This is a genomic window from Microbulbifer maximicatervae (SeqCode) (assembly GCF_052467955.1).
Genome location: NZ_CP174329.1, coordinates 3,304,663 through 3,330,788 on the forward strand (window position 1 = coordinate 3,304,663; position 26,126 = coordinate 3,330,788).

The 26,126-nt window shown below is 45.9% G+C and carries 19 protein-coding genes; 8 read left to right on the plus strand and 11 right to left on the minus strand.

All coding sequences use genetic code 11. The features are described 5' to 3' along the window. Window positions 1-72: 72 nt before the first annotated feature. Entirely contained in the window at window positions 73-789 is a 717-nt protein-coding gene (locus tag ACJJI5_RS14225; RefSeq protein ID WP_445354402.1) for an aspartate/glutamate racemase family protein, read from the minus strand. A gap of 804 nt (window positions 790-1,593) precedes the next feature. Here ACJJI5_RS14225 and ACJJI5_RS14230 point away from each other — a divergent pair. Further along, window positions 1,594-2,163 carry a nitrogen fixation protein NifB gene (locus ACJJI5_RS14230; RefSeq protein ID WP_444897541.1) on the plus strand — a complete coding sequence of 190 codons (570 nt, stop codon included), beginning with the start codon at window positions 1,594-1,596 and terminating at the stop codon, window positions 2,161-2,163. Continuing rightward, window positions 2,124-2,417, plus strand: a complete 294-nt coding sequence (locus tag ACJJI5_RS14235) for a hypothetical protein (RefSeq protein ID WP_445354403.1) — start codon at window positions 2,124-2,126, stop codon at window positions 2,415-2,417. The genes ACJJI5_RS14230 and ACJJI5_RS14235 overlap by 40 nt, the downstream gene beginning before the upstream one ends. Window positions 2,418-2,851: 434 nt before the next feature. Here ACJJI5_RS14235 and ACJJI5_RS14240 read toward each other — a convergent pair whose 3' ends face one another. Both ACJJI5_RS14240 and ACJJI5_RS14245 read right to left on the minus strand, forming a co-directional pair. Beyond that, window positions 2,852-4,153 (minus strand): MFS transporter, encoded by a 1,302-nt coding sequence (locus ACJJI5_RS14240; protein ID WP_444897543.1) that lies wholly within the window; start codon window positions 4,151-4,153, stop codon window positions 2,852-2,854. A 774-nt stretch (window positions 4,154-4,927) separates the two neighbouring features. Further along, window positions 4,928-8,500 (minus strand): sialate O-acetylesterase, encoded by a 3,573-nt coding sequence (locus tag ACJJI5_RS14245; RefSeq protein WP_445354404.1) that lies wholly within the window; start codon window positions 8,498-8,500, stop codon window positions 4,928-4,930. Between the two features lie 1,902 nt (window positions 8,501-10,402). Here ACJJI5_RS14245 and ACJJI5_RS14250 point away from each other — a divergent pair. From ACJJI5_RS14250 to ACJJI5_RS14260, 3 genes are all read left to right on the plus strand, one after another. Further along, a complete protein-coding gene (locus ACJJI5_RS14250; protein ID WP_413665536.1) occupies window positions 10,403-11,476 on the plus strand; it encodes a 3-deoxy-7-phosphoheptulonate synthase in 1,074 nt (357 codons plus the stop codon). A 248-nt stretch (window positions 11,477-11,724) separates the two neighbouring features. Further along, on the plus strand, window positions 11,725-12,180 hold the full coding sequence (locus ACJJI5_RS14255; RefSeq protein WP_444905495.1) for a hypothetical protein: 456 nt from the start codon (window positions 11,725-11,727) through the stop codon (window positions 12,178-12,180). Between the two features lie 150 nt (window positions 12,181-12,330). Then, window positions 12,331-12,939 carry an OsmC-related (seleno)protein gene (locus tag ACJJI5_RS14260; protein ID WP_445354405.1) on the plus strand — a complete coding sequence of 203 codons (609 nt, stop codon included), beginning with the start codon at window positions 12,331-12,333 and terminating at the stop codon, window positions 12,937-12,939. Between the two features lie 54 nt (window positions 12,940-12,993). On the opposite strand, the gene ACJJI5_RS14265 is transcribed toward ACJJI5_RS14260, so the two are convergent. Together ACJJI5_RS14265 and ACJJI5_RS14270 are read right to left on the minus strand one after the other, a co-directional pair. Beyond that, a complete protein-coding gene (locus ACJJI5_RS14265) occupies window positions 12,994-13,707 on the minus strand; it encodes an ion transporter (RefSeq protein ID WP_445354406.1) in 714 nt (237 codons plus the stop codon). 242 nt (window positions 13,708-13,949) lie between these two features. Beyond that, entirely contained in the window at window positions 13,950-15,263 is a 1,314-nt protein-coding gene (locus ACJJI5_RS14270; protein WP_445354407.1) for a metallophosphoesterase, read from the minus strand. 170 nt (window positions 15,264-15,433) lie between these two features. Between ACJJI5_RS14270 and ACJJI5_RS14275 the strand changes: the two genes are divergently transcribed. Next, window positions 15,434-16,132 carry a hypothetical protein gene (locus ACJJI5_RS14275; protein ID WP_444932998.1) on the plus strand — a complete coding sequence of 233 codons (699 nt, stop codon included), beginning with the start codon at window positions 15,434-15,436 and terminating at the stop codon, window positions 16,130-16,132. A gap of 244 nt (window positions 16,133-16,376) precedes the next feature. Here ACJJI5_RS14275 and ACJJI5_RS14280 read toward each other — a convergent pair whose 3' ends face one another. Next, window positions 16,377-17,297, minus strand: coding sequence for a LysR family transcriptional regulator (locus ACJJI5_RS14280; RefSeq protein ID WP_445354408.1), 921 nt, complete (start codon window positions 17,295-17,297; stop codon window positions 16,377-16,379). Window positions 17,298-17,436: 139 nt separating this feature from the next. On the opposite strand from ACJJI5_RS14280, the gene ACJJI5_RS14285 reads away from it, so the two are divergent. Continuing rightward, window positions 17,437-18,201 carry an SDR family NAD(P)-dependent oxidoreductase gene (locus ACJJI5_RS14285; RefSeq protein ID WP_445354409.1) on the plus strand — a complete coding sequence of 255 codons (765 nt, stop codon included), beginning with the start codon at window positions 17,437-17,439 and terminating at the stop codon, window positions 18,199-18,201. 111 nt (window positions 18,202-18,312) lie between these two features. On the opposite strand, the gene ACJJI5_RS14290 is transcribed toward ACJJI5_RS14285, so the two are convergent. Both ACJJI5_RS14290 and ACJJI5_RS14295 read right to left on the minus strand, forming a co-directional pair. Further along, window positions 18,313-18,669 (minus strand): 5-carboxymethyl-2-hydroxymuconate Delta-isomerase, encoded by a 357-nt coding sequence (locus ACJJI5_RS14290; protein ID WP_444894103.1) that lies wholly within the window; start codon window positions 18,667-18,669, stop codon window positions 18,313-18,315. A 31-nt stretch (window positions 18,670-18,700) separates the two neighbouring features. Continuing rightward, window positions 18,701-19,642: a peptidyl-alpha-hydroxyglycine alpha-amidating lyase family protein gene (locus ACJJI5_RS14295; protein ID WP_282933123.1), complete on the minus strand. Its 942-nt coding sequence runs from the start codon at window positions 19,640-19,642 to the stop codon at window positions 18,701-18,703. 117 nt (window positions 19,643-19,759) lie between these two features. On the opposite strand from ACJJI5_RS14295, the gene ACJJI5_RS14300 reads away from it, so the two are divergent. Beyond that, window positions 19,760-20,656 (plus strand): LysR family transcriptional regulator, encoded by an 897-nt coding sequence (locus ACJJI5_RS14300; RefSeq protein ID WP_282933124.1) that lies wholly within the window; start codon window positions 19,760-19,762, stop codon window positions 20,654-20,656. Window positions 20,657-20,684: 28 nt separating this feature from the next. Here the strand turns inward: ACJJI5_RS14300 and ACJJI5_RS14305 are convergent, their stop codons facing one another. The 3 genes from ACJJI5_RS14305 to ACJJI5_RS14315 all read right to left on the minus strand — a co-directional run bounded on the left by ACJJI5_RS14305 (window position 20,685) and on the right by ACJJI5_RS14315 (window position 25,922). Next, on the minus strand, window positions 20,685-21,131 hold the full coding sequence (locus ACJJI5_RS14305; protein ID WP_445354410.1) for a GNAT family N-acetyltransferase: 447 nt from the start codon (window positions 21,129-21,131) through the stop codon (window positions 20,685-20,687). Window positions 21,132-21,432: 301 nt separating this feature from the next. Beyond that, a complete protein-coding gene (locus tag ACJJI5_RS14310) occupies window positions 21,433-24,558 on the minus strand; it encodes an efflux RND transporter permease subunit (protein ID WP_445354411.1) in 3,126 nt (1,041 codons plus the stop codon). Further along, window positions 24,555-25,922 carry an efflux RND transporter periplasmic adaptor subunit gene (locus ACJJI5_RS14315; RefSeq protein WP_445354412.1) on the minus strand — a complete coding sequence of 456 codons (1,368 nt, stop codon included), beginning with the start codon at window positions 25,920-25,922 and terminating at the stop codon, window positions 24,555-24,557. The genes ACJJI5_RS14310 and ACJJI5_RS14315 overlap by 4 nt, the downstream gene beginning before the upstream one ends. Window positions 25,923-26,126: the final 204 nt, after the last annotated feature.

The window sequence follows — 26,126 nt, forward strand, 5'->3', positions numbered from 1 at the left end:
TGCCATCTAAATCCATACATTAGAGCTTCGCTTTATATGTTATAAATATCGATCGAGCACCTACTAATGCGCTTACCAGGAATATTCTGCACGTCCAACAGCCAACCTAATTGCTGCCTCCGCCAATAAATAATTGGAGTCCAATGTAGGCAGAGGGGAGTTGGAGTCACTAACTATTAGTGGTATTTCTGTACATCCAAGTATAACGGCATCACAACCATTAGCCCTCAAACTTTGAATTACCTCTTGAAAGTAAGTTACTGAATCTGGCGTCGAGACACCACAGACCAATTCTTCCATAATTAAGCTGTCTATATTGTGTACCTGCTCATTTGTAGGTCGCAGCCAAGCAAGGTTCTGCCCTTCAATTTTCTTTGGGTAAACATCACTTTCCACCAACCATTTGGTGCCTAAAATACCAAGCTTTTGATAACCGCGAGATTTCGCACTCTCTGCTACAACTTCAGCAATATGGAGCCAAGGTAGCGGTGATAATTGTTTTGCATACTCAAACGCCTGATGAATGGTATTATCTGGACAAATTAAGAAATCAGCACCCTGCGCTTTGAGCTTTTTAGCTGAAGAAAGCATTAGGTCACCAACACCCAACAAATCGCTGTTATTCAATCGATCCACATAGTCTGCCAAAGAGTGAGTATGCATGGAGATTTCCGGGTGCGCATACTCCCCCAAAATTTTGGGGCTTTCAGTACATATTGTTCTGTAGCAAAGGGCGGCCCCTTCTGCGGAGCATCCAACTATACCTATATGTTTAGGCAAGGTTTTCATATTACTAAACTTCTATCTATTAGAATTAATCCGCCACTTAGAATTGTGGCGGTCCCTTATGATACGCACTACTATCGATACTCACTTTAGAGTAACTAAACTTAAAACCCAAAGGCTATATCTCTACCGATATCAATATTCCCTTCACATAACTTTTCAGCAAAAGTAATTTTGAAGACACAGCTAATCAATGTAACGCCTATCTCAAACGCTAAAGTACGCACCTTTTGATGGGGCAAATTAATTACTTGAGTATAGCGCTATTGATATCACGCTATTAGAGCGAGATACAGTATGGTTTGAAAAAATCTGACAAGATAAACGGAAGGGATAATACTGGTTTTTTGGCTTTGTGGGCTAGGTGAGCGTAGATAAGACTTTCAGCAGGGAGGCCTTATCTACGCACTTGCTATCGAGTATGATTTTTAATCAGCGCAAGTTATCTCTCTCTTCCTTCATGCGCTTACCTATCGCTAAATGCGTCGCTGGATCAAAATGGTAATAACCTGAGAGATCATCTGTTTCATGAGCCTCAACATTGTAGGTGGTATCGAGACAATTCTGGACACCCACCAAAGTAGAAGCTTAAAGCGTCAAGTCAATTGACACAACACAGGCAGAATGATCAAAATACTGGAGTCAAAGATAAAAATCCATGACTCTTCCGCGCAGCACGCAAATCTCTCTCGATGCGACACCCTATTATCACTGTGTCTCCCGCTGTGTGCGTAGAGCGTTCCTTTGCGGTAGGGATGCTAATCCGAAAAAGACTATGAGCACCGACGCCGGTGGATTGAGGCCAGGATGCATAAGCTGGCCTCAATCTTTGCTCTCGATATCGCTGCCTATGCGGTAATGAGTAATCACACCCATATTGTGCTCTATATCGATACCTACACAGCAAACTCATGGTCCACTATCGAGATAATTGAACGCTGGCAACAACTTTTCAAAGGTTCTGCGCTAAGCAAACGTTATCTTCGCGGTGAAGCCCTGGATGCCGTCGAGCTGGAAAAACTTCAGGAGGTGACATCCCTTTGGCGCGAACGCCTGGTCGATATCAGCTGGTTTATGCGCTGCCTGAACGAGTCCATCGCCCGCCAGGCCAATGCCGAGGACAGCTGCACCGGTCGTTTCTGGGAAGGGCTTTTCAAGTCTCAGGCCTTGCTGGATGAAAGAGCCCTTGCCGCCTGCCTGGCTTACGTGGACCTCAACCCTATCCGTGCTAGTATCGCTAATCCGATTACACTTCGATCCAGCAACGCATCCACACAGCCATCTCAGGCCAGCAGCCCAAAAGCCTACTGCCGCTGGTGGGCGGAGAGCGCCGGGATATGCCTAAAGGCTTGCCTTTTCAGCTGGATCACTATTTAGAGCTGGTAGACTGGAGTGGCCGGCAGCTGCACCCTAAAAAGCGCGGCGCTATTCCCGAAAACATCCCACCTATTTTAAATCGGCTGGGTATTTCGCCAAAACACTGGCTCTACCTAAACCGCAATTTTGAAAGCCGCTTTAAACGCTTGGTGGGCTCGGCGGAAGCGGTACGCCAGGTCTGTGCGCAGCAAAATAAACGCTGGGTACACGGGCTGCCCGATTACCAGCGCTTTCTTTGCCCCGCCCCCTGCTAGATTACAGAAATCCGCTTATCAGCTGCCCCTAGATTCCATCGCTCCCGACTCTACACCCCACCTGATTCCCTATGGACTCCCAAAATGATCTTTTAACGTCAAATTGCCATCTATTTTGAGACAGATATACCGGCTACCAAGTGGTGGCGAAAAAATTCTTGTCTAGCTTCCGACTCTCCATTCTTTGGATGTTCTTTGGATGTCCTGGATTAATTTCTCTGGATTAATTTCTAATTCCTGGATTAATTTGAGGAATTATTCAGAGACTCACTAGATTCAATGAACTGCTATACGCACGAGATATACAACTTGGATATAGGAAGATTCTCATCATCAATTAATGCACATTCCAGATTTCAGAGCCCACATATCAATAAAATATTGATAGCTATTTACATACCATCAACTCAGATTTTTATTGAGCGCAGAAAGTACTACTCGGGTTGTGGCTGAAACCTCTTGTTTAGCACAATAGCCATATCTTTTGACAAGTTCGAGATAGACGGCAATAGATAAAGGAAAGAGGAAATAATAAACACAAATCCAGCAATAGACCACGCAATAGAAATACTAAAATAGTGAGCTGTATACCCTGCCACTAAAGCCCCTGCCGTCGCACCCCCTTGTGCAATTAAAGATTTCACCGATAGCATTGTTGATCTTCTAGATTCTGGAATTTTCTCGTGAAACATTGCCGATCCTGGAGCCATCGAAATCCCAACAACAACATGCAATAGTAAATATACAACTATAAAACCATACAAATCACTTTGAATTGCAAATATAAAAAATAGTAGTCCTGTACAGAACTCAAGCACCAATAGCATATTCGAATAATTATTTTTAAAAACTCTTGACAAGGGAATGGAGCATCCCTGCCCTACCGCCATACAAACATAATTTAACGCAAATAGAATACCAAACAACCAAAGACTTTCCTTGCTGTCGACTAAAGTAGAAAGCATTGGCTGCCAAAGTTGCTCTAAACTAATGAACGCGACCCCGCTTATGAAGTCAATTAATAAAAGTGGTTTAAAGACTGGATTCTCAACAATCACATCAAAAGCACTCTTAATGGTACTGTGAACCTCGCGGAAAAAATTCGAACCAACTGGCTCCCCCATAGAATCTGATTCACCAACAAAATAGAAAGTACAAAGCATATGTATTAATATTAAAGGAACAAGAAAGACAAAACCCACCTCATAAAACCCTATAAAATCGTAGCTATCACTTACAAATGAAAACCATACTGGGATAAGTCCTGAAAATACTGCCCCAACAGCTAAGCCAATCATCTGGAAAATATTTACTGAAGCTTGGGCTTCCATCAAGTTTGTTTCACCATCTCTAGAAACCACTTTAAACTGCTCAACAAAAAGTGCATCAATAGTTCCAGAGAAAAGAGCTATAGACAATCCATTAAGAATCATAAATACAATCAATTCCGCAAAGCTAGACGACCACCAAAAACCTATCACTACAAACAGTAGAACCAGCTCGCCAGCTATAAAGGTCTTTTTTCTCCCGTATCTATCAGCAAGCGCTCCAAACGGGACCTCTAAAGCAACAGTGGATATTGTTGCTACTGCCAACAATATACCCATTTCATGAAGCTCGATTCCTTTACTCATAAACAACAAGAATATAATCGGAGCAATCATCCCACTTATAGCTGATATTCCAGCCTGAACAAGACCAAACTTAATTATTAAAGCATGTACCGACCTGCTCATCTTTATCACCATTCCTGGTTGAAACGCCGCCATCGCATAGCAATAAATTATGGCTATGCCTAGCTAAAATTCATACTCTAACCTACTGTGATGGGTCAGCACGATTACATACAAGTACAATTACAACCTCACGAATCCATGTTAGGTATTAAGGGTTGCGATTAGATCAATTCACAAATGATATTCATAACTTTCTATTAGGATAGAAACTATTAACTCTTCACACCTAGGAAGTGAGGATTCCTAAAATACAACTCACGAGATGTTAAAGATCAATTTGCCCCTTGTGATTCAATACTCCAACGCTCACAGTATCAACTTGAATATCTGAAGAGGGTGAGTAATTCGAAAATTTTTAACAAAATTCCCATATGTCATTCGCCTCCAGTTGTAGAAGTAAATAATTAGCCGCATATATAAAGATTAAACTCTAGTCGGGCTGTGCGTTTTCACAAAATAAAGTAAAGCTTGTTTTGCTTCGCTACGAGTAGTAAGTGCCATTAATCAGGGAAAATTCTACTGGTAGCACTACCACCTTTCCCGGTCCAGAAAAAGGCAGCGATGAGTTGAAGGAATTGTAATAATGTGAGGAATGAACGACTTAAATTAGGTCTTAGGTACCTCGCTTGGCCTAGGCAAAGCGATATACCAAAGCAAGGCAACCTGAGAGTATATTGGAGTTAACTTGTAAGCCTTTAAGGCAAAGCCAGAGCGGATAAAACCTTAAGAATGATGGTTTTATCCACTACTTAACCCCTGTAAATGAGTCCTAAATCAATGTAAGTTATCCATCTCTTCTTTCATTCTCTTACCTATCGCTAAATGCGCCGCTGGATCAAAATGGTAATAACCTGAGAGATCATCTGTTTCATGAGCCTCAACATTATAGAGGTTGTCTGCAACAGACTGTTGGGCAGACTGGATAGCTCCACTGGCATCACCATAGTGGCTTTTAGCAATAACAATGGGCAAGTCATAATCATTTAGCGCTTCCCGTAGGCCATTCACCAGACAGGTCAAATTCGCCTCATAGTTGTTTTCATTTACACTTTGCCCTCCATCATTCCAACCCTGGAACCAGATAAAACTATCGATTTCAATCGACTTATTTTCATACTGCGGAAAGTAACCAGCCAAGACTTCAGGGTCGCGCAAGGCCTCAATCTTCTCCAACATCGCAGTGTAAAGAGACTCCTGATTTTCCTCATCTTGGGTCCACTCATTAGCGGCGGAGTCATGGCAGCCAGGGACCTTCCAGTCAACTCTCAGGTCAGTACCACCCTGAACCACTTTTAAAAGTAACAGATCGTTCTCAGTCTCTTCACCGAGATAGTGCCCTAAAGTGAGCTCTGGTCCATAGCGGTTAGTAGACACGCCGTAATTGGGGAACAATTCACCATGGCGCTCAGAGAAGGAGAGAGAACCGGTATCATTCAATGAACCCTGATACTGCAGTACAGTAATATCGTCTCGTGTACCTTCAAGAGCTGCGTCCAGGTGACCATCAGTATAAATCTCAGCTACCTCCATAGCAGTACTCATTTGCATCCAGGCATCGTAGTTGTACCCATAGGAGCCATCGCTAGAAGAGAAGTAATATCTACTGATGGTGGCAAAGAGTCGGTCAGTCAGATCAAAGTTACGGCTATCGCAGGTTTCACCTGTATGGGAGTCGAGACTGCCTGCACGGCAGAGGAATTGCCCGAGCTTCTGCACCACAGGATCTTCGTTATCATCGCTAAGTCTCTGGTTATAATCGGCTAGCGAATCACTATTATTGATAAACTGCTCTGTTATCTGGTCATCACTAATCGCCGTAGAACCACAGTCGACATCGCCGTAGGTGTAATCTGCATTGGCATGGCAAATCAGCTCTTGCAAGCGATCTAACCGGGTGTTGTTGCCTTCCATATTGGACTGGCCTGCCATAACCACAACTTTTACAACATCCTCATCTGAAGTATCACCCACTGGATCGGTATTTACGTCGCCACCAGATGGATAGATAGCAAAATCATAATCATAAAACTCAAAATCCCTGAAGGTGTCAGGAGTTGTGACTACGAGAGCATAGAGTTCATGATTGGCAGGTACCGGTACTACGGTACTTGAATCTTCCCCGGAGCTATCAATATCAAATGGATAATAACTACGAGAGCCGGTAGATGGGTTGTAAACCACTGCACGACCACGGAAGTCCGCATGAGCTGGGTTATTTTCAGCATCAACCCTAACCGCAATGGTGTAGTTACTGTCTTCAGTAATACCTTCTACCTTAAAGGCATTAAAAGCCCAAGAGCCTGGTACAAAACCGGTATCCATATCAGTCCAGCTGTTACCCGTCCCCTCCTGATCAAATGTTTGAGTGTACTTATTATCGTGGGTGCTGGCATCAGGGTGCTCACTCAACATTCGACTCAAAGAGGCCGCCTCCGACACCTGGTAGGCCTCACTCTCAACCATATCCCAGGTCGTGATTTGTGCGGCAAAATCTGCAAACAGGGCCTTCATGTCGTGCCCTTGGGCTGTTAGATAAGCATCGGCTGCTTCCAGGTCGTTAAGTCCATCCCTGGAGTCACGGAATACCCCCCCCATCAGGTCCTTACTCACAGCATAATTAGTCAGCCAAGACCAGAAAATATAAGCGCCGTATTGATGCCCACCTTTAAAGTCATAACCATATTGGTGATCGACGGGAGAGTCTTGAATGGCCCAAAGGGTAATATGTGGGTGGAGGGTGTAGTAACCCAGCAAGCTATCTTTAACGCCCGGGATATTGTGATCCGCGCCCCAGCTTGCGGAGGATTCCAGGGTGTACTTACCACTGGACTCACCTGTAACCCTGTTTAGCTTACCCTGATAGGAGTGGAAGTTCTCATGCATCCAGTGCTGAGCGTTAGATTGGGTAAGCGGGTTATCCTCCAGGGTGTAATTCTTAACGAACGTATTACTGATTGAGTCATTGAGTTCTAAATCACGGGTGGAACCTTCATCACTGAAGTAAGTGCAAAGCTCGCCTTTTCCATACATGCCGGCTTCAAAGATATTCCTTTCCCATACCCGCTCTTGAGCCACAATATAATGCTCAAAATTAGCCATGGTTTTGTCGGTATCATCCGACCACCATTGGCACTGGTACGTTGAACAAAGATAGTTGTTGTAACCATCATAGGGGCTGGTAGCAATCATGGATTCATTGCACTTACTGCCACCCAGGTCCATGACTTCATCGTATGTCAGCACACGCTCATAGAGTCGCGCATCCCAGATTTTTCCCGCAAAGGGCCCAAATTGCAGCATGTCGCCCAAGTAAGGATAGCTATCACCATCAACAGATATCGAAGAAGAAGCTTCACCGTTTACGTACACGGTTAACGTGCCATTGTCCACCGTAACTGCGACATGATTACAGCTACGGGTTTTTAAAGTACTTTCTGCGTTAGAAAACTGCTGGCTGTCTTGGCCGCCCAATTGCCCTACAACAACATCATCACTGATGCCTATATAAAAGCTGCCGGAGTTATTATCACCATTAGGATCGGCAATTGATCTCACCATCACTTCATCGCCTTCAGTACTATCCGGGATGAACTTAAAAGACAAGCTAAAATGCGCGAGGCCATCTTTCTCAGGAAGAGCCACCGTCATGTCTGCATTATTAAAGTCGTTGCGACTGACAAACATTGTGCGCCCTTCTACATCTGGATCCGAAGATGCACTTTCTGTTAGCGCAGTACCCTCAACAATCACAGAAGTTCCACCCGCTACATCACGGAATTCCAAGTGAGACGGAACATGCACCAGAAGGCTGTCAGCTGGTCCATCCAGGAAATCGCTGGCACAATCATTTGCCGCAACTTCAATAGTAACTGTCGCAATATTACTAGCACCACTACTATCTGACGCTAGATATGAGAAGCTATCAGTACCCGTAAAGTCTGTTGCAGGGAGGTACTCCCAGCGACGCCCACTTCCTGTTAAAGTGCCATGCGCCGGCTCCGACTGAATAGAATATTCTAGATAATCCAGATCTTCATCATACGCAGCAAGAAATATAGATTTTGCAAGTCGGCCGTGTGCGGCCATCTGTACCAACTGATCATTGGCAATGGGCAGCGTGTTAGAATCATCACCTTCATCCGGGGTATCTACCACTCCCCCACCCGAATTTCCACCGCCTGAATTCCCACCACCCGAGTTATCACCGCCAGTGTTCTCTTGCGGTGTCGTCTCATCGTTACTACTACCTCCGCCACCACAGCCAAAAAGTAGTGCGCTTAATAATAATACGAGGGGGGCCTTAAATGCCTTTTCGGAGCGATTTGTTTTGCTGATACGTATAAACATTACTTGTCATTTAGAAATACTGAAATTAACAAACCAAGCTTATCTGTATCTCCTCGCGGGTACCGTGAACCAGTTCTTTGATTGAGTCACCCTTACTTAAAATTAAAGCTACCACTAAAATTTATTGACTTACTTAACTTTTCCACGACGGCTCTTTTTGACTACCAAGACTTACAAATCTATTGGCTATTTATAGAACATAGAAAATTATCAGTCTTCTCTTCAGGCTTGATAACTAGCTATGTAACGAAAGCAAGGAGCTATAAGTGCACTTAACTTAGCTTTCCCTTGAGTTAACTTTCCATGCTCATTAATCAAGTAATTAAGGCATACCTTGAGTACTTCAACACCTACCAGGACACTGGATCCTAAGCTTGCTGCCAATATTAGAAATATATTTGATATCAGAAGGAGTACGACAAGACAGGTTAGGCGGTTAGCCAAGTCACACTTAAAAAAACGCTTCTTTATCTCTCAGGTTTTGCAAACCATATCACAGCATTATAAACAAGGCTCTTGCAGTAAATCGTTTGCAAAGCTTTGGGCATAACTTCTCTGGTTATTCAGAACACAGCCTAGTCAATTAAAAGTAAGAAGGTATAAATTTTGCTTAACCAATACAGGAAAAAGACACAACCCCAGCTTCAAAAGATTGAAAATATAATTATGCTCTTTTCACTCGCAATCAAAAAGTAATTATTGATCACGTGGATAGAGGTGAGTGTCCACAAAAGTTAACACTCCTATTTTTGCACAATACGAAACCCTAACCTCTTACAAAGAAAAGGCGAGCCAATTTTCTACATTTTGTAGGAAACGATCCTCACCGAAAAAGAAAATTTATTCGCAACAATCATCAACTTGACTACGTTGTAGCTCTTACATAAAGCCCAATTTGATATAAGCACACCTTTATGTCTAGCAGAGAAAATTCTCATCAAATTAGAATCTGTAATGCTCAGAAATGACAATTGCTGTTCACATCGATGCTTGCCATCACTTCAAAATTAGTTGAAAAGACTTACGAGCCCTTTTTGAAATGCAAGACATAGCTGATCAGTTTATTATTTCGTTTTATGGGGAAACTTTGAGACTCATATAGGAGGCAATAGCCGGCTCTATTCTCGAGCACTAGCTTCGCAAACTACACAGATATAATCCAGGGATTCACAGACAGCTTGCCCGCCAATTTCAACGCCCGTGTAGCTTATTCAATGATTTAGATCGCTAATTTAGCTAAGGAGCCTCTGAATAACTCCGTGATGTCTCTGGCATGCAGAGTGGTTCACAATCAAGGCGCGGCTTCGCAGGAATGTCTAGGCCTTTCAAGAAGTCGCAACGCGGAGTGTGAATCGCTCTGCAAGCCCCGAAGGGCGGGCCTTGAAGGCCGCATCTGCTGCGTTGCAGCTCTTGCAAAGGGCTACGGCCATTCGCGGCGAGCTGCGCCTAACATCTGCAGCCTTCAAGACCCGCAGAGGTATTACGTAGTTATTCAGAGGCTCCCTAAATCAAATACCGCCCGGTGACGTCAACTATCGAGCATCCTTAATCAAAATTGTCCGCGGCTTGTCTCGAGTGCCTCCCACTCCTGGCACTCGCGAATTGTTTTCAGCTATTACTCTGTAAGGAGCCCTCTGAATACTGCGCTTCTGACTGCATACTCCATAGAAGCGCTAATGCCATCTGCCACCATTTGGCTGCTAAAGATGGCGGCAATGGGCACTCTCTACTAACGGATTGCGCCAACCTGTTTAAGGGGCCCTAGTAAATGGCCATCCCAAAAGAAGGCCAATTATTTGGTTGCAAATGAAACCCTCGCCCTATTCTTGATGGCAAAGTAGGATAGGTACTCCGCCTGCAGGTGCAGCGCGGCACTAAGGAATAGAGAAACCAGAAGACGCCATGACCACACAGCAGTTCGACGACTTAAATGTTGTCTCCCAGGAAGTACTAATCAGCCCGGAGACGCTGAAAGCAGAACTCCCCATTAGCGATGCCGCCGAGGCGACTGTCGCTGGAGGACGCGCCGCCGTGCGCGACATCCTAGATCGCAAAGACCACCGCCTGATGGTGGTAATCGGGCCATGCTCCGTTCACGATGTGAACGCCGCAATGGATTATGCCAAGCGCTTGAAGGCGATCGCGGACAAGGTTTCCGATACCCTGCTAATTGTAATGCGCGTCTATTTTGAGAAGCCCCGCACCACTGTTGGCTGGAAGGGCTTGATCAACGACCCTCACTTGAACGACTCCTTTAAGATTGAGGAGGGGCTGCATATTGGCCGCAAGCTGCTATTGGATGTTGCCGAGCTAGGACTGCCTACTGCAACAGAAGCACTAGACCCAATTTCCCCTCAGTACCTGCAGGACCTAATTTCATGGTCTGCCATTGGCGCGCGAACCACAGAGTCACAGACTCACCGGGAAATGGCCAGCGGCCTATCCTCTGCCGTGGGCTTCAAGAATGGTACCGATGGTGGCCTGGAGGTGGCTATCAATGCCCTGCAATCGGTCGCCAACCCCCATCGTTTCCTCGGCATCAATAAGCACGGTCAAGTTGCGATTATCCACACCGCAGGCAACCCATACGGTCACGTTGTACTTCGCGGGGGTAATGACAAGCCAAATTACGATTCAGTGAGTGTTGCAATGTGCGAGCAGGAGCTGCGTAAGTCTAATATCGTGCCAAACATTATGGTCGATTGCAGTCATGCCAACTCCAATAAAAACCACGAATTACAGCCCCTGGTGGTCGACAATGTGACTCACCAAATCCTCGATGGCAATCAGTCGATTATTGGCATTATGGTGGAAAGTAACCTGAAAGCCGGCAACCAGAAAATTCTGCCAAACCTGAGCGATATGGAGTATGGCGTTTCGGTAACCGATAAATGTATTGATTGGGAAACTACTGAGTCCCTGCTGTTAGGCATGGCCGAACAGCTGCGCGAGCCCCTCAAAGCACGCTCCTCTTAGATCTCCCTCTGGAGAGGCCCATAGCGGGCCTCTTTCCTGCCGAAAAGACAACCGCCACAGCTTGATCTCCCTACAAATTACGCTATCCACTTGATAAAGCCCCTACAAAAAGAGTACTTTTGCCCTGCCGTAACAGATAGCTGTCGTATGCTTCCTTCAATCAGCTAAATAAAAATAAGCGGCCTACTAACTGAGGTTGAAATCTGGCACCTAATTTTACATTTATGGGAAATAGGAAAGCAGCACATATGGAACTGCAGTCCAACAAAGTACCAATCTATATCTTTGGTGGGTTTACTCTGACCTGGCTACTTGTCAGCCTAAGTTTTGCTCTCGATGGGGGCTCCACCATCTCCTGGCTGGCCACCGCTCTCTGCACTCTTCTCGCAGTAATCACATTCTCCTTTCGGGCAACACATTACATTGATGGAGAATCAAAAAGCTATGTTTCCAAGAGACAAGCCCTCTGGCATAGCTGGACCGAGAGGCAATCGCTAGCGGCGTTCAAGGGGGTTAAGGTTGTCTCCTACTCACCCCATACCACAGACCGTAAAAGTAGTCACTCCAGCTGGCAGGTAATATTGGTCCCCCGCCAAAGTAACGGTAGCAATAGTATCCAGGCGCAGGCCTTCCACTCCAAGAATGATGCACTGGCCTACGCGCATGAACTCGCGCTCTTTACCGCGCTCCCCCTACTGGACTAAAGAGCCAGTACTCTTAAGGCACAAGTGGGGATATAGCCCTTCTCACCCTAACCTCCTTTGTTAAAGCTGTTGCCACCCAACTCCGCAGGGGCGCACAAATCAACTCTACTCGACCCTCTAGTCGAGACACAAAAACAGAGGAGCCTCGAAATGGACCCAATTCAATGGGAAATGTCGAGTTCCACCATCGTTCGCAAGTTGGACGAGGATGCACACCAAGTAACCTTCCCGCCCCCTCACCTCGATAAGGTGAAACAAGGCGAGCTTCTGAAGTTTCACGCTCATATTAATGTCGAACAAATGCCTGAGGGGCATCATCTAAAAAAAGCCACCATATTTTCCAACGTTCCTAATGGTGGAACATGGGAACTTATCTGTGATGAAGGCACAGCCGTCGGCGGTAGAGGCAGCGCCCCATCTCCAATTATGTACTTCTCTGCAGGACTAGCCCTTTGCATGATGTCTCACATCGAAATGCTGGCTAAACTTGGCGGGATCAAATTAAAAAGTGTAAGGCTAGAGCAAAAAACTGAGTTCTCAACCACTTTGAATTTTTGGGGTATCAAACCGGAAGAAGTCTTTGGCAAGGGGGACAGAGTGGAAATACATTTGATTGTTGAAAGTGATGAGCCAGAAGAAAAACTTGTAAAATTTATGCATTGTTGCCGGCAGGCCTGTATGTCACTTCAAACTGTTTCCAGTGCTACACCCGTTGATACCCAGCTCTTTATCAATAGTAAAGCGATTGAGTTCAATTAAATACCCTGGGATGGCCTCACAGACGAAGAGGCCATGGCCTATTAGCGCTTGTTACTAATCATTTTCTACATCTTCAATCCGGGCTTTAGATAAGGCAGAAGCGACAAGACCTGTCGGAATTGCAATCACCCCCAAACCTATCAAAAGCACAAAGAAAGTAAATATTCTCCCACCAAGAGTAACTGGATACATGTCACCATAACCCACAGTGGCTAAGGTTGTAACTGCCCACCACAAACTGTGAAAGATAGATTTAAATTGTTCCGGCTGAGCAGCGCTCTCAAAATAATAGATACCTACAGATGACAAATAAAGCAAGATCAGAGCTGTTACTCCAAACAATACCAGTTCCTCTTTAACCATACTAAATGCACGGCTAAATCGAGCAACTGCCTTACTGTAGCGCAATAGCTTTAAAACCCTAAACACTTGAAATAAGCGAACAATTCTAAGCGCCCTTAAATCCATTCCTGAGGCTATATAAAATGGCAAGAACGCCATAAGATCAATCAAACCATAAAAACTGAAGATAAAGCCTAATCTATTTTTCGCCGCGTACACGCGACATATATATTCCAAAGTAAACATAATCACTGAGAACAACTCGAAGTGATCCAATACAGCTCTCTGTTCTGGTGTTAAATCAGGGATAGTACCCACAGAAAAAGAAATTAGCGATACAACTATCAGACACTGAATAAATATGGAAAAAAATCGCCCCTCTTTGCTCTCATAATTATCAACCAGCTTTCTAATTCCCTGTTCCACACAATCACCCAGCTCGTATCATATTGAATATATACCGCATTTTAACACTACCTACTAATGCACATGCATATTTGGCTTTATCATTTTGTAAGTTGTAAGCGATACATCAAACAATAAAAATTATGATTAGAGAGGTAATTCGAGTAATGGAGTTGAAACATGCCAATACCAATAAGTCGGCCTAAACACTCTATTTCAGCTCCCAACAACGACCTCATATGCTCGCTTTTATACAGACATACTTACAAAAATATCCCCAAAAAAGCCATCCAATGTACAGTATTTAGAACATCAAATGGCTCTTCCTTTGTATCTTTGTCAATAAAACTTTTACGCACTACGCCAGTATTACGAATTACTGGTTTGCCCGACTCAAAGACCAATGCTTTTGGTACATACAAAGTGCTATCCACCAAGTACACTTTACCCTGGAACTTGGAAGCCAATTCTTCCTGATGGCTATGACCTACCACAATATAGCTTACGTCAAAGTGCTCCATAGTGGCATTAACTAACTGCTGATCGGCCTCCGGATATTGATCCATCGCATAGGCATAGCCACGATATTGCGTTGGAGAGTGAGGCCCAACTAACAGGCTATTATCTATCTTGGCCCCTGTTAAATAGGCTCTATGGGCACCATTAAATTCGCTGGTGCTCAGCCCCTGCTTGAGCATCTGAGGGCTTATACCTCCATGGGTAAAAAGTACTGATCCAAGCTTCAGCATTACATCTTTACTCCTTAGCCAAGCTCCTAAAACTGTATCTTCTGCCAAAGCTTGATCATATGGCCTCAACTGCTCTATAGCCCATAAGTGTTCAGCCTCTACAGATTTAATTCTATAAGTAAATGCATACTGTTCATGATTTCCTAGTAGAAAATGTACAGCTCCACCACTATTGGCCGCTTGCTCCTCAAGATGATAGATAAACCAGAGCAAATCATAAACATATCGCCCCCGGTCAAAGACATCACCTACAATCACTAATTGGCCTGAGCCATAAGACCATTTTTCATCGACATCAATAATACCCAGGTTTCTCGCCCAATTTTTAAAGAAGTCTAGATCTCCTTCCAAGTCACTCACCACAGCTATAGGGCTTATTCCATCATAGGGGACAAACTCAACTTCACCATCCCTCAAAGAATAAGTTCTTTGATCGCCCCCACATTCCAATACAATTTCCTTAGTAAGGAACCTCTGCTCTTTAACTTTATCGTCACAGAACCACCGTGAAATATAACCATCTATGCTTTGAATGATCACCGGCCCCTGCATCCTTTCTAGAAGCGGGTTTTCAGCAATTCTACTCAAGTCGGCACGCCATCTAATAACCGAATCACCAATAGGAATCTTAATCCCTTGAAAGACTTGTCCTGTAGTTTTAATAACCTTACTACCACTTAGCAGGTAGGTTATACCTGCTACCCCAAAAATAAATATGACGAAAAATAAGGTGATAGCTCGCTTAACAACCGTTCCGACCACAAAAAAAACCTTTAACATAACCTGAATCAATTCGAACATTATCAAGACAAAGATTTTCTGAGTCAAAATCATTCAACTCATGGCAAAATTTAACCTGCACCTCAGTACAAATTAATTCGATAGAAACTCTCTACCAGCCAAATACAAGTCGAGTAAATTTGAAAAGAAAAATACTGTGAAAACGGCCAAAAATATGCGGTATTATGCCAAGCATAAATGAAATGGAGTTCAAAGCTATGCCGCTGCAAGATCAACTAAATTCGCGTAATGCATTGAGAGAACTGAAAGCTGACCCGCAAACTGCACTACAAAATTATCGGTTGCAAGTCGGCCTCCAACCTGGACATCAAACGCAGCTGGCTCGAGTTCCATTCTCACTCAACTTGGGAAATATCAATATCGGTCCAGGAGCACCAAATAACGACAGTAGAATCTACATTCAGGCTCTCACAACCCCAACGCGAGGGCACAGTTCTGTGAATCGGTATACCGCACTATTACGGCCCAATACGGCAAATGCGGATTTTTGGGTAACCGAGCGTCAAACTGGCTGTAGCTTAATCATTCTTGACTGGGGTGGTGGTCAGCTCTCTATGGGACACTTGCAGCCCCACCCCTTTAATAGTTACAACCAGGTAAATCAAACTATTATCAATAATACACCTCTCAGTGTATTTGCCAGCACGCAGAGAAGCTACTTACGAACAGACGTCACTCAGCTAATCGATGCCTCTAAAGTTGGTGGCCTGGACCCGAATCGTTATATTTTGATTCAATCAAACTTTGCGGCCATTAATCTGCAAAATAAAAATGTAATAGGTGTTAAGGAAACGGGCCAATGGAACTTTTACATGCAAACCAATGGTGTGAATAGAACTGTCCAGCAGCTCGTATGGACCGACTGGAGTTCCTACCTGCCCTATTTTGCCTACTAATAACCAGGTTTCTAAAAAGACCAGATTGGTTGAACAGAGTATCAATCTGGCCAGCAGCGGGTCACACATAGTATGTACGGGAAAGGATACCTGATTGGCATTGTTGCTGCGCTTATCTTATGGCTACTGCTTAGATATGTCGACAAGCGCTACTACCAAGAGAAAAGAGGATTAAAAAGAAAGAAGCTTCAGGAAATTCAAAAGAAAAAAAGAGATGATACGTAAAACCCTGCCATATTTGCTTTTAAGGCTGAATTAAATCCCTCTGCAAGCCCTCAACCAATGCCTGCCAAACTACCTCTACCGCTTTACTTCTTATAGACCTTCCCAAGCACACTAGATGGATCGGTTGCAGCTCAGGGCTTCTCCATTGCTGAAAGATAGGCATCAACTTGCCCTCCGCTAATTCCCGGCGCACCAGAAGAGGATCAATCATAACTATACCTTGACCCATTGTAGCTAATTCAACCAATGTACGGCCATCATCGACTACCATCGCCGGATCAATGGCAACAGTCTTTATTTCGTTACCATCGTTAGAAAAGTGCCAGTGGTCAATGGTTGTTGTTTGGTTACTAAACACTAAGCATTGATGCTGGCTTAAATCATCTGGAGAATTAGGTTCCCCCCTACTCGCCAAATAATCCGGGCTGGCAAACCACCCCCAACGCTTTTCACCTATTCGGCGCGCTACCAATGAAGAGTCCGGCAAGTGCCCAGTGCGAATGGCAATATCAACGCCTTCATCCAGTAAGTTCACAACCCTATCGCTTAAGTTCACTTGAAAAGTAATTTTTGGGTAGCGTTGCTTTAGTAATGGTATGGATGGCAATAAGTACCGCTGCCCCATTAAGGTAGAGCAACTTATCTTAACTCTACCAACAGCTTCATCCTGGTGGGAGAGGATCAGGTGTTCGGTATTGCTCATTAGCTGAGCCATAGTCTCCGTTGCTTCCAACAAAGCAGCACCGGCATCCGTAAGGCGCAATTGCCGCGTACTTCTGTGCAATAGACGCTGATCAACAAACCCCTCCAGCTGTGCCAGCTTCTTGCTGACTGATGAGCGAGGTAAGCCCAGCTGATTAGCAGCCCCCTGAAAACTGCCTTGCTCAATGACCAACCGGAAGACGTACAAATGTCCCAAGTATTGATGTAGATGCTGCATTCTGTCTCATTGCTTCCAAATTAGAACCAAAGTGTTGCCCTAACGGTGCCTTATTGATACCGGTCTAACAACATATCCTCCTAAGCCTAATCTTGGCAACTGCCATTCATTGCACCATTACAATCGCAAGAGAGGATCTATGGGACACCAGCAGAAAACAAAAACCATCGCAATCACTGGTGGCACTGCCGGTATTGGACTCGCAACAGCTAAGCACTTTTTATCCGAGGGCTGGCAAGTCATCATCACGGGCCGAAACGCTGAAAAACTGGAACAAACAGCCGAGGATATCACGGGCCTCTTTGGGAGTAGCGGCCAGCTGACATGCCACCTATGTGATAGTGGAAAACTCGACCAAATTGAGCAACTGGGAAAAAAATTACAAAACGATGAGGTTAAACTGGATGCCCTTATCTTGAATGCCGGTATTTTCAGGCCTGGGATATTTGAGGAAACCGATGAGGCCCTCTTCGATCACACTTTTGATATCAATGTGAAGGGACCTTTTTTCACACTGCAAAAATTACTACCGGTGATGAATAACCCCTCCAGCGTGGTTTTGCTTTCAAGTATTGCCGTAGAGAAAACCTTTTCGGGAACTTCCGCTTATAGCGCGAGTAAGTCTGCCATTGAAGGTTATGCCCAGGTCCTGAATGCAGAGTTAGCGGTGAGGGGTATTCGTATAAATAGCGTACGCCCCGGAGTCACACTGACCGAAATCCAGGAAAAAGCCGGCATGAGCCAATCAGACATTCAAAATCTCACAGAGAGTATGATGGTAACGCCACTGGGCCGGGCCCTTGAGGTAGATGACATAGTGCCAGCAATCCACTACCTGGCCACAGATCACTCAGCCGGTATGCGAAATGCACACCTGAAGGTTGATGGGGGCTACTGCCTCTAACCGGCCTGAAAGTGCGCAAGTGGGGGCCAAGCCCTCCACTTGTGCGAATGAGTACCTTTTGCCGAAGCTTTCTTGTAGTTCAACCCGGCACACTTAAAAATGGGAAATAAGCTACGCAACGAGCCCCAATGCAGCGCGATTACAATATGTAGCTCGCACGATCTCGCGGACCTCTACAGAAACCATCTCCACATCGGGCACGGCTGCACATAGGGCCTTGGCTAGTAAATGAGCCAAGCTTTGTCGCTGCTCAATACTTCTACCTGAAAGCAGACTGCACTCCAGGTGTACAAACGGTGCTGGTTCAGGTCCAACCAAATAGTGCTCGACAGGTAACAAACGAACTTTAATATCCCCCGGCTCAAAGAGTGCAGACTGATCTGCAGCGGCATGGATAGAAGTCAGTAAGCTATCAACATCTACCGACTCAAGTAGGTTAGAAGGACACTGGATAACACAGTGAGGCATAAATACTCCCAGGTAAATTTTGAAAGAAAAGCTACATGACCGGAGCGGGTAGTGTATCCGCTGGCAGTAAGCGATTGATGCTCCAATTCAAGATATGGGACACCCAAAGTCCGTCGTCATCCACATAGATCCCATGTACGAAGCCAAATTGCTTCTGTCCCCGCCCAGGCTGGCCCTGATAGCGCATCTTGAGATCACCAGACAGGTCGTACTGTCGCACTTCCTCGGCCCGCGCATCTGTCATCCACAAAGCATCACCTTTGAGAAACAGGACATAGGGGTAACCTATTCCTCTCCATTGAGTTAAATATTTACCCTTTGAATCAAAGATCTGTACCCTGCGGTTTTCACGATCGGCAATATATAACTGCCCCTCAGAATCAATCACAATGGAGTGAGGGAAATTAAACTCTCCAGGGGCCTCCCCCTGACCACCCCAGGTGGTTACCAAAAGGCCATTCTTATCCAGCTTTACGATGCGGCTGTTGCCTTTATCCACCACATAAATAAATCCATTTCTATCCACTGCAACATCTTGGGGCTGATCGAACAGCACCAAGTTGTAGTCGCGATCAAACCAGCCTTCACTGGCTGCACCTCGCTTCCCCAATACCATGGCTACTTCGCCATCAGGTGCAAATTTCAATACCAGGTGCGTGGCAGTATCGGTAGTCCAAATATTGCCCTTATGGTCTATACGAAGACCATGCGGATTTTCAAACAGTCCCGCGCCAATTTCGCGAACAAAACGCCGCTGTCCATCGAACTCCAACAGCGAATGAGACCCTCGATGAAACACAACAAAGTGGCCATTCTCCCTGCGGACCACCCCCGCAACCTCCCCAAAGTGCCAACCCACTGGCAACTTAAAATCACCCCCCTTGACGTGAAATGGCTGGCTGTTTGGCGGTGCCTCGGCCAGCGTAAAAGCGCTGGGAACCAAAATCAGGCATAGCAATACAATCACTCTCATCAGAAACCCTTCTTAACTTGTCGATCTGCCAAGATATTGTGACTTTTTCCTATAAATGCGTTAATAGCATAATTTTGATATTCACTTTTTCCTGCCAGGAAATTATTGGAGGTTCCTTTGGACCGGTTCCACTTAATTCAGGTGTTCACTACGGTGGCGCGATTGGGGTCATTTACCCGTGCCGCCCGGGAATTGGGGTCCACGGTGTCCGCTGTGAGCAAGGCCATCCAACAGCTTGAGCAGCGACTGGGTACTCGGCTAATTCACCGTACTACCCGATCCCAAAGCCTTACGGATGCGGGGCGGGACTACCTGGAAACCACAGAGCGCGTCCTTAATGATCTTAGGGAAGTGGAAGAGCGCCTAACCAGCTCCAAGGGGCAGCCCTCTGGATTGTTGCGGATTACCGCCCCAACGGCTCTGGGGCAGTTCTGGCTGGCACCTAGGCTCCCGAAGTTTACAACTGAGCACCCAGATATCCGTTTGGATCTGATTCTGGATGATCAGCTTCGGGATCTTACCGGTGAAGGGTTTGACCTGGCATTGCGCTCCCAACCTGCGCAGCCCCAGTCAACGCTCTACTCTCATCAAATCGGCCGGCACGATCGGCTCCTGGTAGCATCTCCTGAGTACCTGGCAAGGATTAAGTCTTTTTCCTCCCCCGACCAACTCAATAAATTCCAACTACTGTGTTACAAGTACAGCCGCGATCCACTTTCCTGGACTTTTCAAAAGGGGCAGGAATCGATCACGATTGCCCCCAAGCCCTACTTTTCCAGTAATAACTACTATTCCCTCTACCAAGCAGCCCTGTCTGGCGCCGGTATAGCTTGCCTCTACGATTATTTGGTAGAGCGGGATATGACGGCGGGTAACTTGGTTCAGGTTTTGCCGGATTGGCAGCAATCAAGCAGGCCACTTTTTGCGGTGTATCAGCAGAGAAGGGCCGCCTCCGCCAAGCTGGATGCCTTTTGGAGGTTTCTGGAGGAATGTTTTGAGAACAACGCCTGCTGACACTCCTGTAGCATAGGCGTTTGTGTATTTAGTTGGCGCTGGGGGGGCGAACCATCTCATTGGCAAGTACAGGGACCCCGCTGTAGGTAGTTTGCAGCTCCCTGGTCACCACAAAACCATATTTGCGATACAGGTTTTTCACCGGGTCGTTGGTTTTGGCAACCTGCAGGTGTACAGCGCCACTGATTTCCCCTAACAGGTACTCCAGCAACTCCCGCCCTACCCCCTGACCTCTAAACGAAGGATGCACAAACAGTGCACGAATCTCATTCTTATATCGCGCGCCATAGCCAAGAACATCACCTTTTTCGTACACATAAATATCCGACTCCATCAGCTGGGCCAAACGTTTTTGATCTTTATCCAGCGGCAGCAGATTGAAACTCCGGCTTTCAAACCGTAGCTCATCGAGTTTTGAACGGGCATATATATCCAGCACACTTGGATAGTCATTTTTATTGTATTTTCTAATCATTTTGAGAGTGAATCTGTACAAAAGAAGGCAAGTTCAAATTTATCTTCCTGATTATCAATTGAAGTAAAGGGGACAACAAGGACTATTCGCTACTTATTCCGTGACGTACATGAAACATTCGACTACTTAAACCAACTCCGAAACCCTATATTGGATACTCGTACAAGTGCGCTAATTAAGAATTGATGAATAATTCTTCCCGGAGCTCAAAGTATTACCACTGCTTTCTCTTTTATCTTCCTTCTTCTACCACTCATTCCAGCTATTTTTTCACTTCAACAACCAAGATTATCTGGGTGCTTTAGGTCGTAGAAGCGGCGACATCTTCAGGTAATCGATCTAGCGGCTCCTGAATTCGCTCAGTTAAGCCAAAGTCCTTAAGAATGCCATAAAGGGCTGGCAGGACTAACAGAATCAAAACGGTTGAACTACTTATCCCAAATACAATACTGGTCACCAGTGGAATCAGTATCTGGGCTTGAAGGCTGGTTTCGAACATCAGTGGCAACAATCCGGCCACTGTTGTCAGTGAGGTAAGGAAAATAGCCCTGAACCGGTCGCGACTGGCTTGACTCGCCGCCGTGTGAACGTCCATTCCCTTTCGGACGCGAAGCTTCACAAACTCTACTAACAGGATTGAATCATTCACCACAATTCCAGTGAGAGAGACAAATCCCATCATGCTGGGCATCGTCATATTCTGCCCCATAATAATATGTCCCCAGACTACACCTATTAAAGCCAGGGGAATCGCCATCATCACAATTACAGGTTCGGTATAACTACGAAATTGAAGCGACAGTAGTAAATAGATTCCTATTGCCCCGATCAACAGGGCCTTACCCATCGATAGACCTGTAATGAGACTATTTTCAATCTCTCCCTTCATGGTTACCCTTAGGCCCGGAAATTCCTGCTCCAATGGTGCAAAAAAGTTCTGTTGGGTATCCAGCAGAATTTCACTGGCATTGGCCCTCTCTGTAAAAACATCTGCAAAGACCGTAACAACACGCTCACCATTTATTCTCTGGATACGCGCATAGTCCCGGTGCATTTCAATATCAGCAATTGCCATCAAGGGTACACGCTGCCTTGTCTCAGGGTGGATAATGACAAGCTCGTCAAATCGTGACAGCGCACTGCGAGATGGCTCATCCATTCGAACACGAATTTCGTAAGTCTCTCCCTGATACTGCACTTCATCAATCTCTGTGCCCTGATAGGCAGCTCTCAATTGAGTGGCCACAACACTGGCATCAATACCAGAAGCATAAACCCCCTCCCGCATTCGGACCGTCAGCTGTGGCTTACCAGGACGCAGGTCATCCAGTACATTCACCACTCCTTCGTAACTGCGCAGCCAGTTTTGTAGACGTATAGATATTCCTTTTAGCTGATCAATATCCAGCCCGGCCAAGCGAAGGTAAATAGCTCGTCCAGCTGGACCAGGCGATGGCTCCTTATACAAAATCGCGATCGCACCAGGTATATCGCCAGCAACCTTACTCCAGGCCTGACGTAACTCACTGATACTTGTATGGCGAACCTCTGCAGCCAGCAGGTCGACATTTATTGTGGCTACATGAGCTCCACTCTCAAAAGCATCGCCATTCACACCGTAAGTAACACTAATGTGCTCGATAAGTGGCGCTACCTCTTTCCCTGAGAGGTTTTCAGCAGTTAAATACAGGGCCTTCTTCTGGTACGCCACCAGTTTTTCCATTTCTACGAGGGAGGTTCCTTGAGGCATTAGAATTCGGGCCTGTAGTAAATCTCCCTCCAATGTAGGAAACCCTTGGAATTTAACTAAACCCGCTGGAAGAAGACTCACCGTAACAAAAAATAGCCCCACTACGCCGCCGACAAAAGCATATCGGTATTCCACCGCTTTATCAGCGACACGCCCGACATACTCTCTCCACAACTCAAATCGCTGAGCAAAAGCGACTTTCCAGGCTGATGGGTTTTCCTTGCACGAAAGAGCATGACGCAAATGGGCGGGGAGAATAAGAAAGGCTTCAATCAGGCTAACCACTAGTACAGAGATTAAAACAACTGGCAAAACTTTGAGGACCTGCCCCATGTCCCCTTTGATAAAAGCTAATCCAGAAAAAACGATCACGGTAGTGACAAATGAGGAGATAACCCCCCTTGCAACACGCTTGGTTCCGATAACCACCGCCTGAAGAGGTGTACGGCCATCCCGGTATTCGGTGGCGATACTTTCCGAAAGCACAATGGCATCATCCATCAAGATGCCAATTGCAATCAGCAGCCCCACCAAGCTGATCATATTGATGGATATACCCAAAGCAGTAATCACAGCAAAGGCGCCGAGAAATGAAACGGGCAGGCCCATAACCACCCAAAACACATATCGCCCGCTAAAAAACAAATAAAGGGTCAGCGCAACAAGAATAAGCCCTTGCCAGGCGTTGGTAATAATCATCCTTAAACGATCAGCAACAATTGAGGCGCTATCCTGAGTAAGAATCAACCGCATTTCTTCCGGCAAACGGGCATTTTCCGCTTGTACAAATTCGCGAACCGCTTCCAACACCCTCAAACTGTCATCCACACTGTTTTTCTGAACAACAAGCAATGCGGCTCGCTGCCCATCAAAAGTGATTTTGTCCTCCTCCTTTTCAAAACTGTCGTGGATAGTGGCAATATCGCCCAAACGCACCTCTGCGCCATCCATTCCTTTGACAACAATAAGTTCTTCAAGCTCTGCTGCGGTGCGCCGCTTTTCGGTAAAACGAACCTGATACTCCCGATCAGGTGCAGTTACCTTACCGGCGGGCATATCAATTGCCTGCTTATCGATAATTGCGGCAAGATCGGCAACACTCAGTCCATACTGTCGCAAATTGTAATCTGAAATTTCCACTTGCAATTGATGGTCTGAAAAACCGGAAATTTTGACAATGGGCACCAGCGGATGACGAAGTAACTCTCGGCGATAGTGCTCGGCCAATTGGTTGAGCTGGATCAAAGGCAAATCTGCGCTTAGGGCAACACTCACCACCGGCTGGGTACGTCCCAGCTCTTCTATGACTGGTCTTTCGCTCTCAGCCGGAAGGGAATCTATTGCATCTACCGCAGATTCAATGTCGGCAAGAAACTGCCCCATATCACCTGCTTCCTGCATTTTCAGTTTCATCACGCCAAGATTGTCTGCAGCTTCACATCGGCGCTCATCAATAAATGGGATGCCATCCGTTGCCTCTTCGAGGGGGAGGCAGATACTGTCTTCGACCTCAGCGGTAGCTGCACCAGGATAAAATACTGAGACTTGTACTTCGAACTTGTCGATTTCTGGCATAGTCTCTCGCTTCATCGTCGGCAATACGAAAAAGCCAGCCAGCATTAAACCGACCATAAGCAAATTGGCAGCAGTTGGGTGGATCGCAAAAAAGCGAATCACTCGCCAACTTCCTCTACTGCCACGGTCAGGTCTGAAACTCCCATTTTGACATCGATGACAGATACTGCCGTCCCACTGATTGCCGGGATAACATCAGTAGTTATCACCTGATCTCCAGGCACCAAGCCAGAGCGAACAACAGCTAGATCACCCTGGTAGTAGTCCACCGTTATGGTGCGAATCTTCAATTGATTATTTTCAGCCAAGTAGACCCGCCCTTCATGCATGGCTCTGCGAGGGATAACTAAAGCTGGCGAAGGAGGTGCAATAAGCTTAATCCGGGCATACATACCACGAAATAGGGGCGGCCGACCCTCGGCTACTATATTTCGATAAGGGTTATCCACTGCAACCACTACGGAGAGAGTTCTGCTTGTGGTATCCATGGTACCTCCAACTCTCACTACCCTGCCCCGCCATTCCACCGGTTTAATACCACCTACCAGTCCAACCCTGGCCTCCAATCCCAATAAGGCATCTGAGAAGTCGTCAGGCGAGAGAGTTTGATCACTGGGAGATTCAATACTCCGAAAAAGAGGCACTATTTGAGCCATCGTCAGCTCGGCTGAAACCTCCACCTGATCCATACCATAAGCGACAAAAAGCGGTGTCCCATGGGCAACAGACTGGCCAGCCTCCACATAGACATCACCGATCCGCACGTTATAGGGCAGGCTTATCCGGGTTCGCGATAACTGGTAACGACTTTCACCAAGCAGCGCTTCAGCACGACTTATCTGGGCCTTTATCACCTGCCTACGAGTGGGAAATAGGGAGAGATTACCCTTTTGAAGTTCAACTTCTTGTCGCAAATTCAATACCCGTTGCTCCTCCGCATCAGCCGCTGAGCGAGAAACAATCCCCTTAACCGCCAACTGCTCTTTTCGCTGTAATTCCTGTTCCCCTAATTCCAGTGTCCTCTGAGCTATTTCCAACGAACGCTGGCTATTCGCCTTTTCAACCTCCAGTTCTTGCAATTTTGCGCGATAAACAGCCAAGTCACTCTCCGCTTGAGCAACGGCCAATTGATAGCTGGTTTCGTCAATATTTAGGATTGGTGCCCCGGCAGATATTATTGCGCCAGGTTCCAAATCAGCCGACACTGAAACCACACGACCACCAACTTCAGAGTTTGCCTCAAGGATAAGGCTCGGCATCACCTCTCCAAAAGCAACAGTTTCAGCTCTAATAGGCATTCGCTTCACTTCGATGGCTTCCACCAGCAGCTCCGGAACTTGCCCTTCGTATCTTTGTGGTTTCTGTCGACTGGCCACCAGCGACATAGCCATTAAAATTCCACCAAGTATCAAAACGGGTAGCATTCGACGACGCTTTAGTAAGGCTTTGATTGCGCTACTTGTCATAGTTTTACCCATAAAGAACTGGCCGAACCAGACCTTAAAAAGCCTAGTGCCACTAAAACCCAGCAGTTGAATACTCTATTAAAGTTCGCAGAACGCACAACACCCTGTAAAGCTTAAAGTAGTTACTCAATATATTTATTTATCATGTAATCTGCGCCAACTCATATCAATCGACTATCAATATTGAATCTAATCCCACTTCGA

Coding starts and splice junctions, on each gene's coding strand:
- ACJJI5_RS14255 (WP_444905495.1), top strand. CDS start 11,725: ATGGAACTGCAGTCCAACAAAGTACCAATCTATATCTTTGGTGGGTTT.
- ACJJI5_RS14280 (WP_445354408.1), bottom strand. CDS start 17,297: ATGCAGCATCTACATCAATACTTGGGACATTTGTACGTCTTCCGGTTG.
- ACJJI5_RS14305 (WP_445354410.1), bottom strand. CDS start 21,131: ATGATTAGAAAATACAATAAAAATGACTATCCAAGTGTGCTGGATATA.
- ACJJI5_RS14250 (WP_413665536.1), top strand. CDS start 10,403: ATGACCACACAGCAGTTCGACGACTTAAATGTTGTCTCCCAGGAAGTA.
- ACJJI5_RS14295 (WP_282933123.1), bottom strand. CDS start 19,642: ATGAGAGTGATTGTATTGCTATGCCTGATTTTGGTTCCCAGCGCTTTT.
- ACJJI5_RS14315 (WP_445354412.1), bottom strand. CDS start 25,922: ATGACAAGTAGCGCAATCAAAGCCTTACTAAAGCGTCGTCGAATGCTA.
- ACJJI5_RS14230 (WP_444897541.1), top strand. CDS start 1,594: ATGCATAAGCTGGCCTCAATCTTTGCTCTCGATATCGCTGCCTATGCG.
- ACJJI5_RS14225 (WP_445354402.1), bottom strand. CDS start 789: ATGAAAACCTTGCCTAAACATATAGGTATAGTTGGATGCTCCGCAGAA.
- ACJJI5_RS14260 (WP_445354405.1), top strand. CDS start 12,331: ATGGACCCAATTCAATGGGAAATGTCGAGTTCCACCATCGTTCGCAAG.
- ACJJI5_RS14275 (WP_444932998.1), top strand. CDS start 15,434: ATGCCGCTGCAAGATCAACTAAATTCGCGTAATGCATTGAGAGAACTG.
- ACJJI5_RS14290 (WP_444894103.1), bottom strand. CDS start 18,669: ATGCCTCACTGTGTTATCCAGTGTCCTTCTAACCTACTTGAGTCGGTA.
- ACJJI5_RS14245 (WP_445354404.1), bottom strand. CDS start 8,500: ATGTTTATACGTATCAGCAAAACAAATCGCTCCGAAAAGGCATTTAAG.
- ACJJI5_RS14235 (WP_445354403.1), top strand. CDS start 2,124: ATGCCTAAAGGCTTGCCTTTTCAGCTGGATCACTATTTAGAGCTGGTA.
- ACJJI5_RS14240 (WP_444897543.1), bottom strand. CDS start 4,153: ATGAGCAGGTCGGTACATGCTTTAATAATTAAGTTTGGTCTTGTTCAG.
- ACJJI5_RS14285 (WP_445354409.1), top strand. CDS start 17,437: ATGGGACACCAGCAGAAAACAAAAACCATCGCAATCACTGGTGGCACT.